This is a genomic window from Achromobacter spanius (assembly GCF_003994415.1).
GTDB classification, from domain to species: Bacteria; Pseudomonadota; Gammaproteobacteria; order Burkholderiales; family Burkholderiaceae_B; genus Achromobacter; species Achromobacter spanius_C.
This window is the reverse complement of sequence record NZ_CP034689.1, coordinates 6,396,574-6,419,963: the sequence shown is the minus strand read 5'-3', so window position 1 is coordinate 6,419,963 and position 23,390 is coordinate 6,396,574. Positions and strand designations below refer to the sequence as shown.

The following is a 23,390-nucleotide window of genomic DNA, read 5'->3' as shown; positions in this document are numbered from 1 at the left end:
GCGGTTATTGCTGGCCAGATGTTTGCACCTGCACGCTGATCTCCATGGATTCTTCGCCGCCGCCGCTGCGCACGCCGCGCACCGGCGAAGCCGAGTCATAGTCGCGCGCCACGGCCAGGCGGCAATGGCTGTCCGAGGCGAACTGGCGGTTGGTGATGTCGACGCTGGTCCAGCCGATATCGGCCAGCCACACGTCGGCCCAGGCATGGCTGGCCGAGTGTTCGGTGGTGGTGTGCACGTAGCCGCTGACGTAGCGCGCGGGCACGCCCAGGCCGCGCACGCAGGCCAGGAACAGGTGGGCGTGGTCCTGGCACACGCCGTGGCCCATCGCCAGGACCTGGTTGGCCGCCGTGGTGACGTCGGTGGTGCCGGGCTCGTAGGCAACCCGGTCGCTGATGGCGTTGGCCAGCGCCAGGATGTCGTCCGGGGTGGTGATGCCGTTGGGCAGCACGCTGCGCACAAAGGCAAGAATGGTGTCGTCGGCTTGCGTCAACGAGGTCTGCACGCAATAGGCGTGCACCGGCAGGCGGCTGTCTTCGCCGCCCAGCAGACCGCGCGTCAACGGCGCCACCTGCACCTGCCCCACCACGCGCAATTCAATATCGGTGTGGGGGCGGTTCAAGGTCAGCGTGTGCGTAATGTTGCCGTAGGCATCCACCTGCTTTTCCAGCGCGCCCGGGGCTTCGATGTTCCAGCGCAGCAGGCGCTGGTGCTCGTCGTCGCGTGGGGTCAGGCGCAGCGTCTGGATGCTGTAGGTGACCGGTGCGGTGTAGCGGTAGTGGGTGATGTGCGTGATGAACTGTTTCATGGTGCTGTCTCCAGGTTATGCCGACAGCGGAACCAGGAAGTCCTGGCTGATCCGGTTGCCCAGGTCGTTGATGCGGTCCAGGAAATGGTCCAGGTATTGGTGCAGGCCGCTATCCAGGATGTCTTCGACGCGGCCGAATTGCAGTTCGGCGCACAGCATGCCCGCGCGCCGCTGGGTTTCGGTCGAGCGCTGGTTCGACACGCGCGCCAGGTCCTCGGACACCGCGCGCATCGACGCCAGCAGCGAACGCGGCATATCGGGGTGCAGGATCAGCAGCTCGGCCACGCGGTCAGGCGTGATGACGTCGCGATACACCTTGCGGTAGATCTCAAGCCCGGACACAGAACTCAGCAGCGCCGACCAGCGATAGAACTCGCTTTGCAGCGCGGCGGTGCCGGCCGGTTCGCCGCGCGGCTCCATCGTGCCGTTGCTGCCGCGTTCATGGAATTTCACGTCCAGCATGCGGGCGGTGTTGTCCGCGCGCTCCAGATGCATGCCGATGCGCAGGAAGTACAGCGCCTCGTCTTCCAGCATGGTGCCGATGGTGACGCCGCGCGCCAGGTGCGAGCGGAACTTCACCCATTCGAAAAATTCGCCGGGGTTGCGTTCCAACAGGCCGGTATGCAGGTGCTTGAGCAGTTCCAGCCAGGTGGTGTTGTAGGTCTCCCAGACTTCGGTGGTCAGGCTGCCGCGCACGGCGCGCGCGTTTTCCCGGGCGGCGCGCATGCAGGAATAGATGGACGAGGCGTTTTCCGGGTCGCGCACCATGTACTGCAGCACGTCGTGCGGCGAGATGGTTTCGTACTTGCTTTGATAAAGCCCTTGCAGTTCAGAGATGCGCAGCACGCCCAGCCACGAGCCTTCGCGCGTTTGCGGGTCTTGCGGCAGCAGCGACATCTGCAGGTTCACGTCCAGCATGCGCGCGGTGTTTTCAGCGCGCTCAATGTAGCGGCACATCCAGAACAGGTTGTCGGCGGTACGGCTCAGCATGTTCAGTCCTCCAGAACCCAGGTGTCTTTGGTGCCGCCGCCCTGGCTGCTGTTGACCACCAGCGAGCCTTCGGTCAGCGCCACGCGGCACAGGCCGCCGGGCACGGTGCGGATGTCCTTGCCGCACAGCACGTAGGGGCGCAGGTCGACGTGGCGCGGCGCCACGCCGGATTCCACGTAGGTGGGCACGGTGGACAGCGCCAGCGTGGGTTGCGCGATGTAGTTGCCGGGGTTGGCGCGCACGCGGTCCTTGAAGGCGTCGATCTCGGCGTGGCTGGCGGACGGGCCCACCAGCATGCCGTAGCCGCCGGCGCCATGCACTTCCTTCACCACCAGCTCGTGCATGTTGGCCAGCACGTGGGAAAGCTCGCTGGGCCGGCCGCAGCGCCAGGTCGGCACGTTGGACAGGATGGGCTCTTCGCTGAGATAGAACCGAATCATGTCAGGCACGTATAGATAGGTGGACTTGTCGTCGGCGATGCCGGTGCCGATGGCGTTGGCCAGCGTGACGCGGCCGGCGCGATACACCGACAGCAGTCCGGGCACGCCCAGGGCCGAGTCGGCGCGAAACGACAACGGGTCAAGAAAGTCGTCGTCCAGGCGGCGGTAGATGACGTCCACCTTGCGCGGGCCTTGCGTGGTGCGCATGTAGACGGTGTTCTGTTCGACGAACAGGTCTTGCCCTTCGACCAGTTCCACGCCCATTTGCTGCGCCAAAAAGGCGTGTTCGAAGTAGGCCGAGTTGTACATGCCGGGCGTCAGCACCACCACGGTGGGGTCGTCGCCGCCATGCGGGGCGACTTCGCGCAGGTTGTCCAGCAGCAGGTCGGGGTAATGCGCCACCGGTTCAACCTTGATGCGGCTGAACGCATCGGGCATCAGCCGCATCGACATCTTGCGGTTTTCAAGCATGTAGGACACGCCCGACGGCACGCGCAGATTGTCTTCCAGCACATAGAATTCGCCCGCGCCGGCCCGCACGATGTCCACGCCGGCGATGTGGCAGTAGATGTCCTCGGCCACATCCACGTCCTGCATTTCAGGGCGGTACTGGGCGTTCAGAAAGACCTGTTCGGCCGGCACGATGCCGGCGCGCACGATGTCGTGGCCGTGATAGATGTCGTGGATGAACATGTTCAGCGCGCGCACGCGCTGCTTCAGGCCGGCTTCCAGGTGGCGCCATTCGTCGGCGGGAATGATCCGGGGGATCAGGTCGAACGGGATCAGGCGCTCGGTGCCGGCGGCGTCGCCCGCCACCGAAAACGTGATGCCGACCCGGCGAAAGCTCAGGTCGGCTTCCAGGCGGCGCACGGCCATGGCCTCGGCCGATTGCTCTTGGTGCCAGCGTTCGAACGCCTGGTAGTGGGAGCGTATGCCGCCTGCGCCTTCGCGCATTTCGTCATAAGCGGCGGGACGGGATGTTCTGTCCTTCATGGCTCCTCCAATGCTGTGCCTGCTACCGGCTTGTGGTGGCCGGCTTGCACGCGGTCAACCCGGCCAATGCTCGGCCGGTCACAAACTAACAAGCAACCTGCGTGCCAGCTTTTGGGGACACGCCTTGGGAGAAATATCCTCTCAAGGGCGCTGAAACACCATCCCCTCGGCGGTTGATGGCACCAATTTGGTGCGCGCCGCCGGGCGGTTCTGGTGCGTCAGTTCATGCGGAACGTATGCAGGGTGGTGCCGCCCGTGGCGCCTTCTGAAAGCGGGGCCTCTGGCACCCAGCCGTCCTGGGTCAGTACGGCGTCCAGCGGAAAGTCGTGCGGGGCGGCCTGATAGTCGGCGTCCAGCTCGCCGCAGCTCCAGGCGATGCCAATGGTGATGAAAGGATGGCCGCGGTCGCGCAAGGCGGCCAGCGTGCGGTCGTAGTAGCCGGCGCCATAACCCAGGCGGTCGCCGTGTTCCGTGTAACCCAGCGTGGGCACCAGGACCACGTCCGGCAGCACGTCGGGGCCGGCCACGGGCTCCTGGATGCCGTACGGGCCGGCGCGAAGCTCGGCCTCAGGCGTCCAGGGCAGGAAGGCCAGCGGCGCATTGCGCGCGCGCACCACGGGCAGCGCCACGGCCACGCCGTTTTCCACCCATTGCGTCAGCAGCGGGCGCAGGTCGGGTTCGCCTTCCAGGGGCCAGAAGGCGGCCACGGTGGCGGGCGCCGCGCGCCCTGCGCGCCGGGCCTCGTCGCGGGCCACGTTCAGCCAGGTGAACAGCCGCGCGCGCATCAGCAAACCGCCCCGGCTGCGCTGGTCTTCGGGCATCTCGGCACGCAGTTTCCGCAATCGCGTACGGTGCTGGACTGCGGTATCCTCTGGAGTATTTTGCGTAGTCATGCAGTGGCTGTAATGGGGGTGGACAATGAAGGCGAAGATGAAAGCGAAGCTGCTGGAATCGGGTGTGCAACGCGGTGTGCAAGGCGGCCTGCAAAGCAGCATGCCGATGTGCATGCAGGCGTGCGGCAAGGCCTTGGTATGACGGTAAATGAGGGACGCGGCATGACACAAGCGCAGCAATCTGGACGGTATCAGAAAACTCGCCGGAAATCCCCGCAAGGCGCGTTCGCACCGACCCCGCGCGCTGGCCTGCGCCGCTGGCTGCCCTTGCTGGCGCTCTTCACCGCCGCCTGTGCACCGGTCGATGCGCAACAACGCAACGCCGCCATCAGCGCGCCAGCCCCAACCGCTGCCCAAACCCCCCAATCCGCCCAACCCGTCATTGCCGTGCCGCCTGTGGTGCTGGCCGGCCTGCCGCCCACCGCTGAAACCCCCGCCCTGGCCGCCGTTGTCGCCGCGCGCGCCGCCATGAGCCGCAAGCAATGGTCCATCCTGGGCGCCTTGGTGCCGCAGGCCAAGTCCGACACGCTGGGCATGTACCCCGAATACTGGCTGCTGCGCTATCAACTCTGGACTGCACCCGCCAGCGCCCGCCCCACGGCCGACCTGCAGCGCTTCATCAGCAGCAACGGCGATGCCTATCTGGCCGACCGCTTGCGTGGCGATTGGCTGCTGGCCGCCGCCCGCAGCGGCGACTTCGACACCGTGCGCAAGCTGGCGCCCGTGAAGAACAGCAATAGCCAGATCGAATGCGCCATCCTGGACGCCAAGCACATGACTGGCCAGCGCGCCACGGCCGAGCAGGCGATGTCTGTCTTCGCGCCGGGCAGCGCTTGTTGGGCGCTGTACGACCAACTGGTGGCGGACGGTGTGTTGGGCTGGCAACAACTGGAACCGCAGTTACGTGACGCCATCGAGGACGACAAAACCTCCAATGCGCGCAAGTTTGCGCAATACATGTTCGAGCCGCGCGACCTGAAAACCTACGACGTCCTCATGAAGGACCCGATGAAGTGGCTGACCCGGCAAGATCGCATGCCGGTGGGCCGCAACGAGAAAGAACTCGTGACCATCGCGTTGGCCCGGCTGGCGCGGGCGGACGTCGGGGTTGCGGATTCCTACCTGCGCCGCGAATGGGCCAAGTCCATGTCCAAGCCGAATCTGGCCTGGGTGCGTGGGCAATACGCGCTGATCGCCGCGCTGCGCATGGATAGCCGTGCCGACGACTGGTACCACGAAGCCGGCCACATCCGCATGACGGAGTACAACGCGGGGTGGAAGGTGCGCGCCGCCTTGCGCCAGCCCAAGATTGACTGGAAATGGGTCATCGCCTCCATTGACGACATGCCGGCGTCGCAGCGCGACGACCCGTCGTGGGTGTACTGGAAGGCGCGCGGTCTGGCTGCCACCGGCCGCAAGGACGACGCCAACACGCTGTACGCCAGCATTGCCGACCGCTTCGATTTCTACGGCCAGTTGGCTTCCGAGGAATTGGGCCGGCGCATCAACGTGCCGCCGCGTCCGGCGCCCATCACCGACAGCGAAATCGCCGAAGCGCGCGCCAACCCCGGGCTGCAACGGGCTGTGCAACTGTTCCGCCTGGGTTGGCGTGGCGAAGCAGTGCCTGAATGGAATTTCACGCTGCGCGGCATGAACGACCGCCAACTGATGGCCGCCGCCGAGCTGGCTCGCGCCGAGAACATCTACGACCGCGTGGTCAATACGTCCGACCGTACGGAAAAAGAGTTCGACTTTTCGCAGCGCTTCATCGCGCCATTCGAAGGCCGCGTCACGGCCAAGGCCAACGCCATTGCGCTGGACCCCGCCTGGGTCTATGGCCTGATCCGCCAGGAATCGCGCTTCATCATGGACGCGCGTTCGCACGTGGGTGCGTCGGGCCTGATGCAACTGATGCCGGCCACGGCCAAGTGGGTGGCGGGCAAGATCGGCATGACGGATTTCACGCCGTCCAGCGTGAACGATTTCGACACCAACACTGAACTGGGCACCAACTACCTGAACATGGTGCTGCGCGACCTGGATGGGTCGCAGATGATGGCCAGTGCCGGCTACAACGCGGGCCCGCGGCGCCCGCAGAACTGGCGCGCGACCTTCTCGCATCCCATTGAAGGCGCCATCTTCGCCGAGACCATTCCGTTCAACGAAACCCGCACCTACGTGAAGAACGTGATGTCCAACTCGGTGTACTACGCGGCGATGTTCTCCGGCCAGCCGCAGTCGCTGAAAGAGCGGCTGGGCAACATCGTGCCGCCCGGCGCCGAGGCCACCGCGGCCCGATGACGAACGGCCCGATGCAAGAGCGCAAGCAAGACCCGGCCATCGACGGCTTGCAGGTGTATATCGTGGGCGGCGCGGTGCGTGATGCGCTGCTGGGTTTTCCGCCCGGCGACCACGACTGGGTTGTGGTGGGCACGACGCCCGAAGACATGGTCCGCCGTGGCTTCATTCCCGTCGGCGGCGATTTTCCCGTGTTTCTGCACCCGCGCACCAAAGAGGAATACGCGCTGGCGCGCACCGAACGCAAGTCCGGCCGCGGCTACAAGGGCTTTACCTTCTATACCGGCGCCGACGTGACGCTGGAAGAAGACCTGCGCCGCCGCGACCTGACCGTCAATGCCATCGCCCAGACGCAAGACGGCGAATTGGTCGACCCGCTGGACGGCGCGGCCGATGTGCGTGCCCGCGTGTTCCGCCACGTGGGAGAGGCGTTCCAGGAAGACCCCGTGCGCATCCTGCGCCTGGGCCGTTTCGCGGCACGCTTTGATGATTTCTCCGTGGCCCCGGAAACGCTGGCGTTGTGCCAGCGGATGGTCCAGGAAGGCGAGGCCGATGCATTGGTGGCCGAGCGGGTCTGGAAAGAACTGTCGCGCGGCCTGATGGCAAAGAAGCCATCGCGCATGCTGGACGTACTGCAGGATTGCGGCGCGTTGGCCCGTGTGATGCCGGAGCTGCAAGCGGTCAAGGAGGCGGGCGCCGACGTGGACCGCGCGGCGGCGCAAGGTTTGTCGCTGCCGGGTCGCTATGCCTTGCTGTGCCGCCTGACGCCGGAGCGCGAGGCGCTGGGCCGGCGCATGCGCGTTCCCACCGAATGCAACGACTACGCGCGCCTGCTGCCAGAAGTGTTGACGGGGCTGAAGGCGGTGGATCGCACTACGGGCACGGACCAAGGCATGGACCAAGACATGGGCCAAGGTATGGACCAAGCCGACGCCACCGAAGCGCAGTTGGCGCTGATGGAGCGCGCCGATGCGCTGCGCAAGCCCGACCGGTTTTTTGACCTGTTGAAGACGGCGTCGATCTTGCGGCCCGTGGACATGGCCGTCTGGCGGTCGCGGGTGGACGCGGTGCGCGGCGTGGATGCCGGCGCCATCGCCAAGGCTTGCGCCGGCGACCCGGCCCGCATCAAGGACAGCGTCCGGCGCGCACGGCTGGACCGGCTGCGCGCGGGCTGAGGCCGGCGGCTATGGCGGCTACAGCTTGCCCAGGCGGTCGCCGCGCGAGAACCCGGCCAGCGGTTCCGTCATGCCCCGGCCCACGGCCAGCACCTTGAAGAGTTCGCCCATTTCGGCTTCGGACAGCAGCTTTTGCACCGGCGCCACCGCTTGTGCGTATTGCAGCGGATCCGATGGGTCCAGTTGCTCCAGCAGATCCATCAACCCGGCGTTCATCAGAAAGCGCGCCTGGGATGTGTAACCCAACACCTGCAAATTGGCCTCGAGCGCCGCATCGGCCATGGCCGTGAAATCCACGTGCGCGGTGATGTCCTGCAACCCCGGCGCGGTGAAGGGATCCCCATGCGCGTGATGGCGCAAATGGCACATCAGCGTGCCGCCCGCGCGTTGCGGATGGTAGAACTCGCTGCGCGGAAAACCATAATCCACCAGCAGTGCCGCGCCCCGTTCCAGCCAACTGCCCATGGCGGCGATCCAGGCTTCGCCCTGCAGATTGATCTCGGACACGTAGCCGGGCAGCGCCGGCATGCGCGCGGCCACGGCCTGCGCCAGCGCGGTCGGCGCGGGCCGGTCGCTCCAGACAAAGCCCTGCTGTGCATCCAGCGCCACGCCGCGCTCCAGCACGGCGCCATCCTCGCTCCAGCAAAACAGGGAAACGGGCATGGCATCCAGCACCTCGTTGGCCAGCACGCAGCCCGCAAAGGCGTTAGGCAGTGCATCCAGCCATTGCACGCGGCTGCCGAACGGCGCCAGCCTTTCGGCCTGACGCGCGCGCAGGTCGGCCGAGACTTCCAGAATCAGGTATTGCGTGTGGTTCAGCCCCAACGCGTCCAGCTCGCGCAGCACGCCTTCAGCCAGCGCGCCCGTGCCCGCGCCAAATTCCAGCACCGCCTGGGTTTGGGTCTGGCGCAGCACCTGCGCCGCCTGGCGGGCGAGGGTGCGGGAGAACAGCGGAGTCAGCTGCGGCGCGGTGACGAAGTCGCCGGCAGGCGTCTTGGCGCCGTCATCCGCATCGGCCAGCTTGACGTTGCCGGCTGCGTAGTAACCCAGCCCGGGGGCGTACAGCGCCTCCGCCATCCAATGATCGAATGGCAACCAGCCGCCGTTGGCGGTGATCGTCTTGCGCAAATGCGCGGCGGTGGCGTCGCTGTGCGCCTGGGCGGCGGGCGATAGCGGGGGAAGGTTGGCGGGCGCGGGGCGTTGCATGGTCGAGGAAGGCGTGGTCATGGGCGCATTTTCCCAAAAAAAGGACGGCGACGCTGGGCGTTGTTGCGCGCTTCAGTTGGGGGCTGCCCCAAAAACAAACCCCGCGACAGGCGCGGGGTTTGCATGGGGATCAAGCGATCAAGCGGGCGAATTAGCCGCGGCGATCAGCCGGCTTGGCGAAACGCTTGGCGGGGCCGCCGGGGCGCTTGTCAAACGAGGGCTTGGCGCGGAAGCCGCCTTCCGGACGGTCGCCGCCACGGAAGCCGCCTTCACGAGCGGGACGATCACCGAAGCTGGGGCGGGCGTCACGGTCAGCGCCACGGAAACCACCTTCACGGGGAGCGCGTTCGTTGAACGGGCGGGCATCGCGCTGGGGGCGGTCGCCGAAGCTGGGGCGGTCGCCGAAGCTCGGGCGGGCATCACGGTCACCACCACGGAAGCCGCCTTCACGCGGGGGACGGTCGCCGAACGGGCGATTGCCCTGGTAGCCGCCTTCGCGTTGGGGACGATCACCGAAGCTGGGACGATCGCTGAACGAACGGGCCGGACGGTCGCCGAAGGGGCGATTGCCTTGATAGCCGCCTTCGCGCGGGGCGCTGTCGCGGTTGCCTTGGTAACCACCTTCACGCGGCTTGAATTCGCCACGGGGAGCGGCGCCTTCACGCGGGCCGCCAAACGAACGGCCTTCGCGGTTGCCTTGGTAGCCGCCTTCATGGCGCGAACCACCGAAACCACCAGGACGCTTGCCGAACGGCTTGCCGCCACGCGGGGCGCCGCTGCCGCCGGCCGACGGACGCGGCGTGCGCTTGGGTTCCAGACCGGCGATGGTTTCCGGCGTAATCGTTTGGCCGATGTAGTGCTCGATACGGCGAACCTTGTGGCGCTCGGAGTGCGTGGCCAGCGTGAACGCCAGGCCGCTGCGACCGGCGCGGCCGGTACGGCCGATACGGTGCACGTAGTCTTCGGCTTGCATCGGCAGGTCGAAGTTGACGGCGTGGCTGATGCCTTGCACGTCGATGCCGCGGGCGGCAACGTCGGTGGCAACCAGAATACGCAGCTGGCCGCGTTGCAGTTGCGACAGCGTACGGGTGCGCTGGCGCTGGTTCATGTCGCCGTGCAGGGCGGCAGCGGCAAAGCCTTGGTCGGCCAGGCGGTCGGCCAGGTCGTCAGCGCCACGCTTGGTGGACGTGAAGACGATGGCTTGGTCCAGCTTGGCGTCGCGCAGCACGTGATCCAGCAACTGCATCTTGTGGCCGGCGTCGTCCGCGTACAGCAGGCTTTGCGTGATGTTGGTGTGCTTTTCCTTGGCGCCGGCCATCTCGATACGCTGCGGGTCGCGCATCATCTTCGCGGCCAGCTTGGCGATCGTGCCGTCCAACGTGGCCGAGAACAGCAGCGTCTGGCGGTCTTCCGGCAGGCGGCTGACGATGGTTTCGATGTCTTCAATGAAGCCCATGTCCAGCATGCGGTCGGCTTCGTCCAGCACCAGCGTGTGCACGGTGTTCAGCTTGACGCGACCCGATTGCAGGTGGTCGATCAGGCGGCCGGGGGTGGCGACCAGCACGTCAACGCGACGCGACAGGGCCTTCAATTGGGCGCCGTAGGGCATGCCGCCCACAACGGTGGCGGTGCGCAGGTCAGCCAGCTTGCGGCCATAGGTGGCCGTGGCTTCGGTGACTTGCAGGGCCAGTTCGCGGGTCGGGGTCAGCACCAGCACTTGCACGCCGACGCCCTTGTTGGCGGGCATCTGGGCAATACGGTGCAGGGCCGGCAGCATGAAGGCGGCGGTCTTGCCGCTACCCGTTTGCGAGGACACCATCAGGTCGTGGCCGGCCAGCGCTTGCGGAATGGCGGCAGCTTGGACCGAGGTGGGGGTATTGAAGCCAGCTTCTTGAACGGCCGACAACAGAGCGGGTGCAAGACCCAGAGTTTCGAAAGACATTACTTTCCCTTGCCGCAGACAATGCGACGCAGTGCTTGGTCGGGCCAGGGGATTAGGCGGCCGGATCCAGGCGACGGTTGATGGAGCATCGTGCCGACCGAATCAACCGTGCGCGTGGCGCGTTCTCTTGTACAGATTGGAACGCAGGGCGAAAGGAAAGGAGGTCAGGAATCGATGATAGTTCGGCATGGGGCCCGGGCTAGGTTGCCCGGCGAACTGCAAAAAATGCCGCTAAATCAAAGCGGTAAATGCCGAACTCGTTTTGTGCAGTGCGGCGATCATAACCCGAATTCGCCTTGCAAGGGAATTACTTTTTTGTCCAGCCCCCAATCAATAGGGTTTTTCCCTTGGTTCGCCAGCCACGCGTTGGTCATCTGGAAGTGCCCACAGCCCAGGAAAGGCACGGGGGGCCTGCGGGCGGACAGCGGCGAGGGGTGATTGGCCATCAACACCAGGTGGCCGTTGTTGTCGGGCAGCAACAAACGCTTGGCTTGGGCATGGGCGCCCCACAGCATGAAGACCTTGGGGGCGGGGTCACGCGCAACCAATGAGATCAGCGCATCAGTCACCGTTTCCCAGCCGCGCTTGGCGTGCGAGGCGGGCTGGCCGTCTTCCACCGTCAGGCAGGTGTTCAAGAGCAGCACGCCTTGTTCGGCCCAGGGGCTGAGATCGTTGCCGGCGGGAAGGGCGGTACCGGGATATTCCTGCGCGATTTCGTTGAAGATATTGCGCAGGCTGGGCGGGCGTTTGCAGTCATCGGGCACCGAGAACGCCAAGCCTTGGGCTTGGCCGGGGCCATGGTAGGGGTCTTGTCCCAGGATCACCACGCGCACATCCGATGGCGCCAGGCCGTGCAGGGCGCGAAACGGCGTGGCGGGGTACACGACCGCGCCGTCGGCAAGGCGCTTTTCCACGTGGGCGGTGGCCGAGGCCAGTGCATCGGCCACGGGGCGTGGCGCGAACGCCGTGGCCCAGGCGGCGGGAAGTTCGGCCGTCTGGGCGGCAAGGGCGTTGGGAGTCAGGCGGTTATCAATCGGCATGGGCGCGATTTTGGCATAGCGCGGCGCCAGCCTCGGGGCTTACCGCGCGGCCTCGGTCGCGGCAACTTCCGCTGCCGGCGCACTGTTCACGCGCAGCAGCAGGAAGCCCAGTACGGCGGAAAGCAAGGAGCCGGTCAGCACGCCGATCTTGGTGGCGTCGACGGTGGCTGCATCGGTGAAAGCCAGGGCGCCGATGAAGAGGCTCATGGTGAAACCGATGCCGCAAAGCATAGACACGCCGTACACCTGCGTCATCGTCGCATGGCGCGGCAGGCTGGCGATGCCGCTCTTGATGGCCAGCCAGGCGAAGCCGAACACGCCCACCTGCTTGCCCAGGAACAGGCCCAGCGCCACGCCCATGGGCACCGGTTGCGCCAAGCTGGACAGGCCCATGCCCGCGAATGACACGCCCGCGTTGGCGAACCCGAAGATCGGCACGATCAGCAACGCCACGGGCTTGTGCAGGGCGTGCTCCAGGTCATGCAGGGGGGAATGGGCTTCGGGCTTGCCCTGGTTGCGCGGCCGCAGCGGGATGGTCAGCGCCAGCGCCACGCCGGCCAGGGTGGCATGCACGCCGGACTTCAGCACGAAATACCAGAGCACGGCGCCGATCAGCAGGTAAGGCGTCAGGCGCAGCACGCCGGCGCGGTTCAGGCAGAACAGGCAGGCCAGCAGCGCGCCCGCCATGCCCAGCGCGAACACCTGCAATTCCGACGTATAGAACAAGGCGATGATGACGATGGCGCCCAGGTCATCCAGGATGGCCAGCGCGGTCAGGAAGATTTTCAGCGATGTCGGCACGCGGCTGCCCAGCAGCGCCAGGATGCCCAGCGCGAACGCGATGTCGGTCGCGGCTGGAATGGCCCAGCCGCGCAGGGTCTCGGGGCTGCTCAGATTGATCAGCACATAGATCAGCGCGGGCACCGCCATGCCGCCCACGGCGGCCACGCCCGGCAGCACGATGCGGCCGACGCCACGCAGTTGCCCGTCCATTACCTCACGCTTGATTTCCAGGCCCACCAGCAGGAAGAACACGGCCATCAGGCCGTCGTTGATCCAATGCAACACCGTTTCCTTGAGCACGACGGGGCCGGCTTCGAAACCCAGCTTGGTTCCCAGCACATCGAAGTAAACGGGGGCGGCCGGGCTGTTGGCGATGATCAGGGCGACCAGCGCGGCGGCCATGAGCACGTAGCCGCCCAAGGCTTCGGAACGCAGGAACGCCTGGAGGAAGGAAACGGGGCGGTGGGGCGTGGCCTGCTGGGTCAATGGGTGTCCTTTGTGTGATTTGTTAACATCGGAAATTGTGCTGAATTTTACCTGAACGAGCGCCGAGTTCCGCGAATACCGGGTAGGTCCGGTGGGATCAAAGCGGCGTAACTGTATGCCAACGTCGGGGAATTCTCATGCTTTCTCAGAAATTCATGGGTAAACGCGGCGCGACTTCCTGAATCGCGGCGTGCAACGCCCCGCGCACTGGGTCACGCTGCAGGTGCGACAGGGACGAACTTCCCCGGGGCGTCGAGCACATGCCTTGGTTGCGATACATTGATTTGTAACAGTCATTACAATCAATTTCTAAAATAAGAATTTTCTTGAACAAAACGTTTTTCTCAGGGCTAGCATCGGTCGGCTGGCATCTTCGGCTAGCCTCTCATGCCCCTCCTTCCTCTATTCGTATTGATGTACCAACCCGCAGCGTCCAGCGCCCGCCGTCTGGTCGACATCGGTAGCGACCTGACGGTTCCGGCCGTGTCGGCCTCGCATGGCACGTACGAGGTGCTGCGCCTGACGCCTAGCATGCGCCTGTTGACGTGGCGGCGCGAGGGCGCGCGCTTCGAGTTGTCGCATGCGGGTCGGATCCAGATCTGGGCCGGCCGGCGGCTGGCGGCGTCCGAATGCGCCGAAGAATGCCGCGCCCATGGCGTGCCCCCGCTAGAGCAGGAAGACGTGGCCTATCTGGAAGCCTATCTTTTGGCCCGCGACCGTGCGGGGAACAATTCCAACTCGCGATGACGCCACCTGTCTTTGATTCGTCGGCCGGCAACACCGGCGCCCGTTTGCGCATCCTGCATACGGAGGCTGCCACCTCGTTCGGGGGGCAGGAGTTCTGCATCTATAAGGAGATGGTCGCGATGCGCGATCGTGGCCATCATCTGGAGCTGGTTTGCCAACCCGGCGCGGAACTGGGCGACCGGCTGAGCCAAGCCGGGTTCACGGTGCACCGCATCGTGATGGATGGCCCCGGCAATTTCCTGCGTGGCGTGGCATTCGTGCGTCGCTTGTTGCGGCGCGAACGCTTTGATGTCCTCAACACGCACAGCCGCCGCGACACCGTGCTGGCGGCGCTGGGCGCGCGGCTGGCGGGTACGCCCCTGATCGTGCGGACGCGGCATCTGGCCAAGCCCATCAATTCGCTTTATGCCTATACCTGGTTGGCGCACCGGGTCATTGCCGTCAGCCGGTACGTGCGCAAGCAATTGCTGGATGGCGGGGCCCGGCCTGAATCCGTCGCTACGATCCATTCGCCAGTGGTGTTGCCGCAGGTGCGCGAAGACGCATGCCTGAGGCAGGAGCTGGGCTTGCCGCCGGACGCGCTGGTAGTGGGTTGCGTGGCGGTCATGCGCGCCGAAAAGGGCCATGCCGACCTGATCGACGCATACGAGCAGATTTCAGCCCGCTTTCCGACGGCGCATCTGGTGCTGGTGGGCGACGGCATGCCTCTGTTCGAGCAACTGCAGGCCAAGGTGGCGGCGCTGGGACTGGCGCAGCGGGTGCATTTCACTGGCCGGCGCCACGACATCGGCAATGTACTGATGGCGTTCGACGTATTTGCGCTGGCCACGCACCGCGAGGCCCTGGGCACCGTATTCATTGAGGCCGCGGCGATGGGCTTACCCGTCATCGGCACCGACGTGGGCGGCGTCCCGGAAACCATGCAAGCCGGCGTGACCGGCCTGCTGGTGCCGCCGCGCGATCCCGCCGCGTTGGCGGGGGCGCTGGCTTCCCTGCTGGCTGATCCGGGCTTGCGGCGCCAGATGGGCGGTGCGGGCCGGGCTCGCATCCGTGGCCAAGGTTTGTTTTCCGCCGAGCACATCGCGGGGCAGGTCGAGCACGCTTACACGTCGTGGCTCGCTGAACGGGGGCGCTCCGGCCGCACGGCGTGATGCGGGCCATGGGCGCCGCGGACGTGCTGGCGCGCGGCCCGGATCTCAGTGCATCAGCAGCGCGTTCATGCTTTCGACCACGCGATTGCGGTAGCGCGGCAGCAAAGCCTGCGTGCGCGCCTGGCGGTCTGTCCATTCCGCGGTTTCCGCGCCGGCTGCGATACGCGGCGCGGCCCAGATCGGGTCCGGAAAGTGGCGGTCGCCGCGCCAGCGCGGAATTACATGCCAGTGCAGGTGGGGCACCATGTTGCCCAGCGACGCCAGGTTGATCTTGTCGGGCGCCAGCACCGCCTGCTGCGCTTCTTCCACCGCGTACACCGCGCGCATGAGCAGATCGCGCCCATGCGTGGACAGGCTGGTCATTTCAGCCAGATGGCCGTTCCAGATCACGCGGGTAAAGCCGGGGTAGTCCGCGTCGTTGACCTCGATGACGCGCAGATGCGGCCCGCGCCACAGCAGCGAACCGCCATCCTCCAGGCACAGCGGACAGTTCGGGTCACGAGCGCTCATGCCAACGCCTTGCGGTACTGGATGAAGCCGGATCGGTCGGCGATGCGGTCATACAACTGCATCGCGTTGGCGTTGGTTTCGTGGGTCAGCCAGTACACACGCGAGGCATTCTTGGCGGCGGCTTCAGCGTAGACATGTTCGATCAGCGCGCGGCCCGCGCCGGTGCCGCGCACATCCGCGTCCACGTACAGGTCTTGCAGATAGCAGTAGTCGCCCGCCGTCCAGGTGGATCGGTGGAAGATCCAATGCACCATGCCGATGGCGCGGCCGCCGCTGTAGGCCAGCGCGGCATGCATGGGCTCGGCGGGGTCCAGCAGGCGCGCCCAGGTGGTGCGGGTCACGGCGTCGTCGATGTTGACGCGGTAGAACTCCTGGTAGCCCTTCCACAACGGCAGCCAGACGTCAAAGTCGGCGGCCACGACAGGGCGGATTTCAAGGGTGCTCATTGCGCGGGTTCTCCTGGCGGATTCGGGTTCAGATGCGGGTTCAGAGTTGATCTTCCAAGGCTTGGACGATGTGTCGCAGCACTTGCACGCGAGCGTAACGCTTGTCGTTGGCGGACACCAGATGCCAGGGCGCGTGGGCGATGTCCGTGCGCGCCAGCATCTCGTTGGCGGCAGCCGCGTAGTCCTTCCATTTTTCACGGTTGCGCCAGTCGTCGGGCGTGATCTTGAAATTCTTGAAGGGCGATTTTTCGCGTTCCTTGAAGCGTTCAAGCTGCACGTCGGCCGTCACCGCCAGCCAGAACTTCAGCACGATCGCGCCGCTTGCCGCCAGTTGTTCCTCAAAGTCGTTGATCTCGCCATAAGCGCGGCGCCACTGCGCGGGCGTGGTCAGCTTTTCCACACGTTCGACCAGCACGCGGCCATACCAGGACCGGTCGAAGATGGCGATGCGGCCGTGGCGTGGCAGGTGACGCCAGAAGCGCCACAGATAGGGGCGCGACAGCTCGTAGCTGTTGGGCGCGGAGACGGGCGTGATGTCGAACTGGCGGGCATCCAGCGCGTGCGTCACACGCCGGATGGCGCCGCCCTTGCCGGCGGCGTCCTGGCCTTCGAACACCAGCACCAGCGAGCGGTCCAGGAATTTCTGCGACCGTGCCGCGCGCGCCAATCGGCCCTGCAACAGGCCGAGCTCGGACTCGTAGGCGTCCTTGTCGATCTTGGCGCCGTAATCCAGTTGGCTCAGGCGGTCCACGATGCGGGCCGGGCGGGAGTGCGCCAGGAACGATTGCGGAATGCGCGGCACGCCGCGCTGGCGCATGGCCACCAACACGGCTTCGGCCGTGCGCGCAGCGCGCATGTTCTCGTCGGCGCTGGGGATGACGACCCAGGGCGCGTGCCCGCTGTCCGTGTGGTTCAGCACGACCTGGCCGGCGTTGCGGATGCGATCGTATTTTTTGTAGACCTTCAAATCCACCGGGCTGACCTGCCACGAGGTTTCGGGGCTGGCCAGCAGGCGCTGCGCGCGTTCGTGCTGGGCATCGGCCGACAGGTGAAACCACAGTTTGACGATCTGCACGCCTTCCATGGCCAGCATGGCTTCAAAGCGCCGGATGGCGGCGGCATGCGCGTCGATATATTCCTGGTTGGGCTTCTTGCGGGCCGCTTCGATCACCAGCGGCGCATACCAGGAACCGAACACGATGCCCGTGCTGCCCTTGGGTGGCAGGTCTTTCCAATAGCGCCAGAACGGCGGGCGTTCCAGCTCTTCGCCTTCGGGCGGCCCGTAGGCCAGCGTCTTGATGTGGCGCGGGTCCATCCATTCGTTCAACAGATTGACCGTGGCGCCTTTGCCGGCGCCGTCGATGCCCGCCACCACGACCAGCAGGGTCTTGTCTGCATTTTTCAAGCGCTGGTATTGCGCATTGAGCAGGGCGACGCGCAGTCGCGTTTCTAGGGATTTGAATTCGTCCTTGGACAGGCTGGGGTCTGCTTCTGCTTCTGCGAACATGGGATCCGTCTGGTCGGCTATCGGAAAGATCGGCCGATCTTGAGGGATTCGCCCGCCCCGCGCAAGTATGGCAAGCGGGGCGCAGGCCTACAAGGCGTCAACCGGAATCTTCAGATAGCGCACGCCGTTGTCATCGGGCGGCGGAAAATTGCCCGCGCGGATGTTCACCTGGATCGCCGGCAGTATCAGTGTCGGCATGGACAAGGTGGCGTCGCGCTGCGTGCGCATGGCAACGAACTCGTCTTCGCTGATGCCGTCGCGCACATGGATATTGCCGCTGCGTTGCTCGGCCACCGAGGTCTGCCAACACGCATCGCGCCCATTGGGCGGATAGTCGTGGCACATGAAGAGCCGGGTGTTGCCGGGCAGGTTCAGCAGGCGCTGGATGGAACGATAGAGTTCGTGCGCGTTGCCGCCGGGGAAATCGCAGCGCGCGGTGCCCACGTCGGGCATGAACATCGTGTCGCCTACAAAGGCGGCGTCGCCGATCAGGTAGGCCATGTCGGCCGGGGTGTGGCCTGGCACATGGATGGCGGTGGCGTCCAGGTTGCCGATCTTGAAGGTTTCGCCGTCGGCGAACAGGCGGCCGAACTGCGAGCCGTCAAGCTGGAACTCGGGTTCCAGGTTGAATATCTGCTTGAACACGCCCTGCACGGTGCGGATGCTCTGCCCGATGGCGATGACGCCGCCCAACTTTCGCTGCAGGTAAGGCGCGGCGGACAGGTGGTCGGCGTGGGCATGGGTTTCCAGCAGCCATTGTGTGTCCAGCCCGTTTTCACGCACGTAGCCCACTACCCGGTCGGCGCTGGCGGTGCTGGTGCGCCCGGACTTGGGGTCGTAGTCCAGCACGGAATCGATGATGGCGCAGGCGCTGCCGTCATGCACCACGTAGGTGACGGTGGCGGTGACGGAGTCGAAGAATGCTTGGATGTGTGGATTCATGGCGGCCCGCAATATCAATATATGAATTTAAATAATATTGCGGAATAGTTTATCTGTAAATATAATGATCGCTTATTTTTCACGCCAGCCCCCCCATGAACGCTTCCCTGAATGATTGCGAGCTTGCCGCTCTGCGAGAATCCGCCGCCCAGGCCTGCACGCTGTTGAAGGCGCTGGCCAATGAAGACCGCTTGCTGCTGCTGTGCCAATTGGTGCAGAACGAACGCAACGTGGGCGAACTGGAATCGCTGACCGGCATCCGCCAGCCGACCCTGTCCCAGCAATTGGGCGTACTGCGCGACGAAGGCCTGGTGTCGACGCGCCGCGAGGGCAAGTATGTCTACTACCAGATGGCCAGCTTCGAAGTCAGCCAGGTCATGAAAACGCTATCCAGTTTGTACTGCGGCCGCGCAATGGAGTCACTCACATGAACCTGGACTGGTCTGCCTTCACTCCCGCCACGGCCACGGTCGGCGGCCTGTTGATCGGCGCCGCCGCCGTGTTGCTGATGGCGGGCGCGGGTCGCGTCGCCGGTATCAGCGGCATCCTGGGCGGCCTGCTGCCGCCGCAACGCGATGGCGCGTGGCGGCTGGCGTTCCTGCTGGGGCTGTGCGCCGCCCCTTGGCTATACACCTTGGGCGCCGCGCTGCCGGCCATCGTGGTCGAGGCCGGCACGCCGCGCCTGATCGTGGCGGGCCTGCTGGTGGGCATCGGCACGCGCTACGCATCGGGCTGCACCAGCGGCCATGGCGTTTGCGGGCTGTCGCGCGGGTCGCCGCGCTCGCTGGCCGCCACGGCGCTCTTCATGGCGGCGGGCTTTGCCATGGTCTACGTCACTCGACATCTGATGGGAGCATGACATGACCGCACTGATTGCTTTCGTATCGGGCTTGGTCTTTGGTGTGGGCCTGATTGTGTCCGGCATGGCCAACCCGGCCAAGGTGCTGGGCTTTCTGGACCTGGCGGGCCAGTGGGATCCGTCCTTGGCATTCGTCATGGGGGGCGCGGTACTGATCACGGCCGCGGGCTTTGCCGTGCTGCGCCGCCGCCACGCCAGCCTGACGGGTGAGCCGTTGCGCTGGCCTACCGCTACCCGCATCGACCTGCGTCTGGCCTTGGGCAGCCTGGCGTTCGGGGCAGGTTGGGGCCTGGCGGGTTTCTGCCCGGGGCCGGCGTTGGTGGCCGCGGCGGCGGGCGTGCCGCAGGCGCTGATCTTCGTGGCCGCCATGCTGGCCGGCATGGCGATCTATTCCGCGCTTGAAGCGTTAAGAAGCCGGTAGGCCAAGGTGGCCCGCCGGCTTGTGGAACGGCTACGCCGTGATTGCTATTGCTGCTAAAACGGCTGCGTCGTTCCTGCTGCTGACGCGGCTGTAAAGCGGTTGCGCTGCTTCTATTCGTAGGTACGCACGTCGTCGATGACCTTGCCGTCGTTGGGCAAGCCGTCTACGTCTACCCATTCGACGTCCGCGCGCAGCTTGGTCACGTCGCGTACCGAGTCCGCGATGCGCTTGGACAGGTCTTCGCCGCGCACGCGAGATTCCACTTTCAGCACCATGCGGTCCGACCCGGTGGTGCCGCTGATGACCAGCCGCGCCCGCAAAATTTCCGGATGGCGGCGCGCCACGTCCGCCACTTGCGACGGATGCACGAACATGCCGCGCACCTTGGTCGTCTGGTCGGCCCGGCCCATCCACCCTTTGATGCGCGTGTTGGTCCGTCCGCAAGGCGAAATGCCGGGCATGACCGCCGACAGGTCGCCCGTGCCGAAGCGCACCAGCGGGTAGTCCGGGTTCAAGGTGGTCACGACGACTTCACCGACCTCGCCGTCGGGCACCGGTTCGCCGGTGCCGGGGCGAACGATCTCCACGATGATGTCTTCGCCCAGCACCAACCCTTGGCGGGCGGGGGTTTCGAACGCGATCATGCCCAGGTCGGCGCTGCCATAGGCCTGATAGCCTTCGATGCCGCGCGCCGCCAGCCAGTCGCGCAGCGACGGCGGAAAGGCCTCGCCCGATACCAATGCGCGCTGCAATGAACTCAGCTTGACGCCCAGTTCGTCCGACTTTTCCAGGATGATCTTCAGGAAGCTGGGCGTGCCCGTGTAGCCGCTGGGCGCCAGGTCCTGGATAGCGCGCACCTGCTGTTCGGTCTGCCCGGTGCCACCCGGAAACACGGTGCAGCCCACCGCGTGCGCCGCCGTTTCCATCATGGAGCCCGCCGGCGTGAAGTGATACGAAAAGCAGTTGTAAGCCAGTTCCCCGGCGCGAAAGCCCGCCGCGTACAAGGCGCGGGCAAAACGCCAGTAGTCGGCGCGCGCGCTTTCCGGTTCGTAGATGGGGCCGGGCGAGGCAAAGACGCGCATCGCTTCGCCCCAGCCGATGGCCGAGAAGCCGCCGAAGGCCTTGCCGGGGCCGGCGGGGGTGGCGTCGTCATCGCGGCTGTGCTGCTGGCGCTCCAGCAATTCATGCTTGCGCAAGACCGGCAGTCGGGCCAGCGCCTCGCGCGACGTGATGGTGGCGGGGTCGACGCCGCGCAGTTGCTCGGCAATGGCCGGTGCGCGGGCTATCGCCCGGGTAATCGCGGCGGGCAAGGCGGCCATCAGCTCGCGCTCGCGTTGCTCGGGCGCTCGGGTTTCCAGGACATCGAAAAACTCGGACATGGGATCGCACCCTCTCGTGTGCCGTACTGCGGTGTCGTTGCCAGCGGCGGCGCCGTGCGTGCAGGCGCTGCCGCTCCAGGGGTCAGGCCAGCCAGCGTTTGCGGCGGCGGTAGAACTTGTTTTCGCGAAAGCTCTTGCGTTCTCCACTGGATATACCCAGGTAGAACTCCTTCACGTCCTCGTTTTGGGCCAGGTCCTGCGCGGCGCCGTCCATCATCACGCGCCCGTTTTCCAGGATGTAGCCGTAGTCGGCATAGCGCAGCGCAATGTTGGTGTTCTGCTCCGCCAACAGGAAGCTCACGCCTTCGCGCTGGTTCAGGTCGCGCACGATTTCAAAGATCTCTTCCACGATCTGCGGCGCCAACCCCATCGAGGGTTCGTCCAGCAGGATCATGTTGGGGTTGGCCATCAGCGCGCGGCCAATGGCGGTCATCTGTTGTTCACCGCCCGAGGTGTAGCCGGACTGGCTCGCGCGCCGCTGCTTCAGGCGCGGGAAATATTGGTAGACACGCTCCAGCGCCGCGGCGGTGTCGGCGCGGTTCAAGTTGCGCGTGTAGGCGCCGGTCAGCAGGTTTTCTTCAATGGTCAGGTGGGCAAAGCAGTGCCGGCCTTCCATCACCTGCACAACGCCGCGCTTGACCAGCTCCGAGGGCGACAGCCGTTCGATGCGCTGGCCTCGGTATTGGATATGGCCCTTGGTGACGTCGCCGCGTTCGCCCTTGAGCAGGTTCGAAACGGCGCGCAGCGTCGTGGTCTTGCCTGCGCCGTTGGCGCCCAGCAAGGCCACGATCTTGCCCTCCGGCACTTGCAGGGACACGCCCTTGAGCACCAGGATCACGTGGTTGTAGATCACCTCGATGCCGTTCACGTCCAGCAGCACGTTAGGGACGGCGTTGGGAGTGACGGCGGTGTTTTCAGCGTGTGTTGCAGCGGTCATGACGATTCCTGCGGCGTGGTGGCGGCCGACGCCCGCCAGGGCGCCGACCGCCGGTTCACATCAGTTCTCGCAAGTGCGGGGCGTGATGTTCTTTTCCTTGGCGTACTTGGCCGCGGCTTCCTTGACCATCGGATCCAGGATGGACTTGTCGGACTGATACCAGTCGGACACCACCTTGAACTTCGCGCCGTCCCACTGCACGATGCGGGCCCAGTCATCACCCATGTGGTTGCTGCACGAGGTCTTGACGGGACGCATGATCTGGCCAAAGCCCAGCTTGTCCAGCTTCTCTTGCGTCAGGTTCAGGTTTTCGAAGCCCCAGCGCACTTGCTCGGGCGTCATGGCCTTGCCCTTGCCGTACTTCTCTTGCGCCGCGCGGATCGCCTCGACTTGCAACATGGAAATCATCATGCCGCGCGTGTGGGCGATGGTGTTCAGGGTGTTCTTGGCCGTCTTGTCCGCGCCTTCGCCCTTGTCGTAGACGTACTTCTTCAGGTCGTCGTAGACCTTGTCGGTATCGGCGCCGCTGTTGTGCACGGTGATGGCGTTGTAGCCCTTGGCGACGTCGCCCAGGTCTTTCACGTCGCCTTCGGAGCCGGCCCACCAGATGGCGTACATCTTGTCGCGCGGATAGCCGCTGGCCTGTGCTTCGCGGATGGCGGTCGGCGTCATGATGCCGGCGCTCCACAGCAGCACGTAGTTCGGGCGTGCCTGGCGGATTTGCAGCCAGGTGGATTTCTGCTCGACGCCGGGGGCGGTGACCGGATACAGCACCAGCTCGAAGCCTTCCTTGGCGGCGCGCTTTTGCAGCAGCGGGATCGGTTCCTTGCCGTACGGCGAGTCGTGGTAGACCAGGGCAATCTTCTTGCCCTTGAGCTTGTCCATGCCGCCTTCTTTCTTGGCGATGTCCTGGATCATCACGTCAGCGGCGGTCCAGTACGTGCCCAGCAGCGGGAAGTTCCACTGGAACACGCTGCCGTCCACCGATTGCGACAGGCCGTAGCCCATCGTTTCGACGGGCACCTTGTCCTGGATGGCCTTGTCGCTGACCGCGAAGGTGATGCCGGTGGACTGGGTGTCGAAGCCGGAAGCCCCGGTGCCCTTGCCCTTCAGGCGTTCATAGCATTCCACGCCGCGGTCGGTGGCGTAGGACGTTTCACATTCTTCGTACGTGATCTTGACGCCGTTGACGCCGCCATCGCGCTCGTTGACGAGCTTCAGGTAGTCCAGCTTGCCATCGGCCCACGGAATGCCCAGCGGTGCGAACGACCCGGTGCGATACACCAGCAACGGAACGAACTGCTCTTCGGCCGCCATTGCCGGCGTGGCCACGGCGCCGACGGCGCCGGCTGCGGCAACCAATGCCGCCGCCAACTTCAGGTTAAGACGCTTCATCTCCATTTACCTCCTGCGTGGTGCTTGGGTCAGTAAACCCTG

Annotated in this window: 22 protein-coding genes; 7 read left to right on the top strand and 15 right to left on the bottom strand. The window is 65.5% G+C overall.

Annotated features, from left to right (window positions below; translation table 11 throughout):
* Positions 1-4: 4 nt before the first annotated feature.
* The 4 genes from ELS24_RS29430 to ELS24_RS29415 all read right to left on the bottom strand — a co-directional run bounded on the left by ELS24_RS29430 (position 5) and on the right by ELS24_RS29415 (position 4,124).
* The gene (locus tag ELS24_RS29430; protein ID WP_050446175.1) at positions 5-808 is read right to left on the bottom strand and encodes a transglutaminase family protein; all 804 of its coding nucleotides are present in this window, start codon (positions 806-808) and stop codon (positions 5-7) included.
* A gap of 15 nt (positions 809-823) precedes the next feature.
* Positions 824-1,798 (bottom strand): alpha-E domain-containing protein, encoded by a 975-nt coding sequence (locus tag ELS24_RS29425; RefSeq protein WP_050446176.1) that lies wholly within the window; start codon positions 1,796-1,798, stop codon positions 824-826.
* Positions 1,799-1,800: 2 nt separating this feature from the next.
* The gene (locus ELS24_RS29420; protein ID WP_127186085.1) at positions 1,801-3,231 is read right to left on the bottom strand and encodes a circularly permuted type 2 ATP-grasp protein; all 1,431 of its coding nucleotides are present in this window, start codon (positions 3,229-3,231) and stop codon (positions 1,801-1,803) included.
* Positions 3,232-3,449: 218 nt separating this feature from the next.
* Positions 3,450-4,124, bottom strand: a complete 675-nt coding sequence (locus ELS24_RS29415; protein ID WP_050446178.1) for a 5-formyltetrahydrofolate cyclo-ligase — start codon at positions 4,122-4,124, stop codon at positions 3,450-3,452.
* A gap of 162 nt (positions 4,125-4,286) precedes the next feature.
* On the opposite strand from ELS24_RS29415, the gene ELS24_RS29410 reads away from it, so the two are divergent.
* Positions 4,287-6,425: a lytic transglycosylase domain-containing protein gene (locus ELS24_RS29410; protein WP_083447310.1), complete on the top strand. Its 2,139-nt coding sequence runs from the start codon at positions 4,287-4,289 to the stop codon at positions 6,423-6,425.
* 11 nt (positions 6,426-6,436) lie between these two features.
* Positions 6,437-7,597 carry a CCA tRNA nucleotidyltransferase gene (locus ELS24_RS29405; RefSeq protein WP_127186084.1) on the top strand — a complete coding sequence of 387 codons (1,161 nt, stop codon included), beginning with the start codon at positions 6,437-6,439 and terminating at the stop codon, positions 7,595-7,597.
* Between the two features lie 18 nt (positions 7,598-7,615).
* Here ELS24_RS29405 and ELS24_RS29400 read toward each other — a convergent pair whose 3' ends face one another.
* The 4 genes from ELS24_RS29400 to nhaA form a co-directional block, all read right to left on the bottom strand.
* Entirely contained in the window at positions 7,616-8,803 is a 1,188-nt protein-coding gene (locus ELS24_RS29400; RefSeq protein ID WP_127186495.1) for a class I SAM-dependent methyltransferase, read from the bottom strand.
* Between the two features lie 151 nt (positions 8,804-8,954).
* The gene (locus ELS24_RS29395) at positions 8,955-10,745 is read right to left on the bottom strand and encodes a DEAD/DEAH box helicase (RefSeq protein ID WP_127186083.1); all 1,791 of its coding nucleotides are present in this window, start codon (positions 10,743-10,745) and stop codon (positions 8,955-8,957) included.
* A gap of 278 nt (positions 10,746-11,023) precedes the next feature.
* On the bottom strand, positions 11,024-11,785 hold the full coding sequence (locus ELS24_RS29390) for a uracil-DNA glycosylase (protein ID WP_127186082.1): 762 nt from the start codon (positions 11,783-11,785) through the stop codon (positions 11,024-11,026).
* Between the two features lie 39 nt (positions 11,786-11,824).
* Complete coding sequence (gene nhaA / locus ELS24_RS29385) at positions 11,825-13,054, bottom strand: Na+/H+ antiporter NhaA (protein WP_127186081.1); 1,230 nt, start codon at positions 13,052-13,054, stop codon at positions 11,825-11,827.
* 387 nt (positions 13,055-13,441) lie between these two features.
* On the opposite strand from nhaA, the gene ELS24_RS29380 reads away from it, so the two are divergent.
* Positions 13,442-13,801: a hydrogenase gene (locus ELS24_RS29380; protein ID WP_127186080.1), complete on the top strand. Its 360-nt coding sequence runs from the start codon at positions 13,442-13,444 to the stop codon at positions 13,799-13,801.
* Positions 13,798-14,952 carry a glycosyltransferase gene (locus tag ELS24_RS29375; RefSeq protein ID WP_127186079.1) on the top strand — a complete coding sequence of 385 codons (1,155 nt, stop codon included), beginning with the start codon at positions 13,798-13,800 and terminating at the stop codon, positions 14,950-14,952. Before ELS24_RS29380 ends, ELS24_RS29375 begins: the two co-directional genes overlap by 4 nt.
* 45 nt (positions 14,953-14,997) lie before the next feature.
* On the opposite strand, the gene ELS24_RS29370 is transcribed toward ELS24_RS29375, so the two are convergent.
* The 4 genes from ELS24_RS29370 to ELS24_RS29355 all read right to left on the bottom strand — a co-directional run bounded on the left by ELS24_RS29370 (position 14,998) and on the right by ELS24_RS29355 (position 18,357).
* Positions 14,998-15,462, bottom strand: coding sequence for an HIT family protein (locus tag ELS24_RS29370; protein WP_050446184.1), 465 nt, complete (start codon positions 15,460-15,462; stop codon positions 14,998-15,000).
* Complete coding sequence (locus ELS24_RS29365) at positions 15,459-15,908, bottom strand: GNAT family N-acetyltransferase (RefSeq protein WP_050446185.1); 450 nt, start codon at positions 15,906-15,908, stop codon at positions 15,459-15,461. Before ELS24_RS29365 ends, ELS24_RS29370 begins: the two co-directional genes overlap by 4 nt.
* 40 nt (positions 15,909-15,948) lie before the next feature.
* Entirely contained in the window at positions 15,949-17,415 is a 1,467-nt protein-coding gene (pap, locus tag ELS24_RS29360; RefSeq protein WP_127186078.1) for a polyphosphate:AMP phosphotransferase, read from the bottom strand.
* A gap of 87 nt (positions 17,416-17,502) precedes the next feature.
* Positions 17,503-18,357, bottom strand: coding sequence for an MBL fold metallo-hydrolase (locus tag ELS24_RS29355; RefSeq protein ID WP_127186077.1), 855 nt, complete (start codon positions 18,355-18,357; stop codon positions 17,503-17,505).
* Positions 18,358-18,452: 95 nt separating this feature from the next.
* Here ELS24_RS29355 and ELS24_RS29350 point away from each other — a divergent pair, with 95 nt between their 5' ends.
* Genes ELS24_RS29350 through ELS24_RS29340 form a run of 3 tightly spaced genes read left to right on the top strand, consistent with a single transcriptional unit; the run spans position 18,453 to position 19,637 of the window.
* The gene (locus tag ELS24_RS29350) at positions 18,453-18,788 is read left to right on the top strand and encodes an ArsR/SmtB family transcription factor (RefSeq protein WP_050446255.1); all 336 of its coding nucleotides are present in this window, start codon (positions 18,453-18,455) and stop codon (positions 18,786-18,788) included.
* On the top strand, positions 18,785-19,216 hold the full coding sequence (locus ELS24_RS29345) for a YeeE/YedE family protein (RefSeq protein WP_050446188.1): 432 nt from the start codon (positions 18,785-18,787) through the stop codon (positions 19,214-19,216). The genes ELS24_RS29350 and ELS24_RS29345 overlap by 4 nt, the downstream gene beginning before the upstream one ends.
* Before the next feature lies 1 nt (position 19,217).
* A complete protein-coding gene (locus tag ELS24_RS29340) occupies positions 19,218-19,637 on the top strand; it encodes a YeeE/YedE family protein (protein WP_050446189.1) in 420 nt (139 codons plus the stop codon).
* Between the two features lie 110 nt (positions 19,638-19,747).
* Here ELS24_RS29340 and ELS24_RS29335 read toward each other — a convergent pair whose 3' ends face one another.
* The 3 genes from ELS24_RS29335 to ELS24_RS29325 form a co-directional block, all read right to left on the bottom strand.
* Positions 19,748-21,016 (bottom strand): phenylacetate--CoA ligase family protein, encoded by a 1,269-nt coding sequence (locus ELS24_RS29335; protein WP_050446190.1) that lies wholly within the window; start codon positions 21,014-21,016, stop codon positions 19,748-19,750.
* Positions 21,017-21,098: 82 nt separating this feature from the next.
* On the bottom strand, positions 21,099-21,953 hold the full coding sequence (locus ELS24_RS29330; RefSeq protein WP_127186076.1) for an ABC transporter ATP-binding protein: 855 nt from the start codon (positions 21,951-21,953) through the stop codon (positions 21,099-21,101).
* A 60-nt stretch (positions 21,954-22,013) separates the two neighbouring features.
* A complete protein-coding gene (locus tag ELS24_RS29325) occupies positions 22,014-23,354 on the bottom strand; it encodes an ABC transporter substrate-binding protein (protein ID WP_083447312.1) in 1,341 nt (446 codons plus the stop codon).
* Positions 23,355-23,390 lie beyond the last annotated feature (36 nt).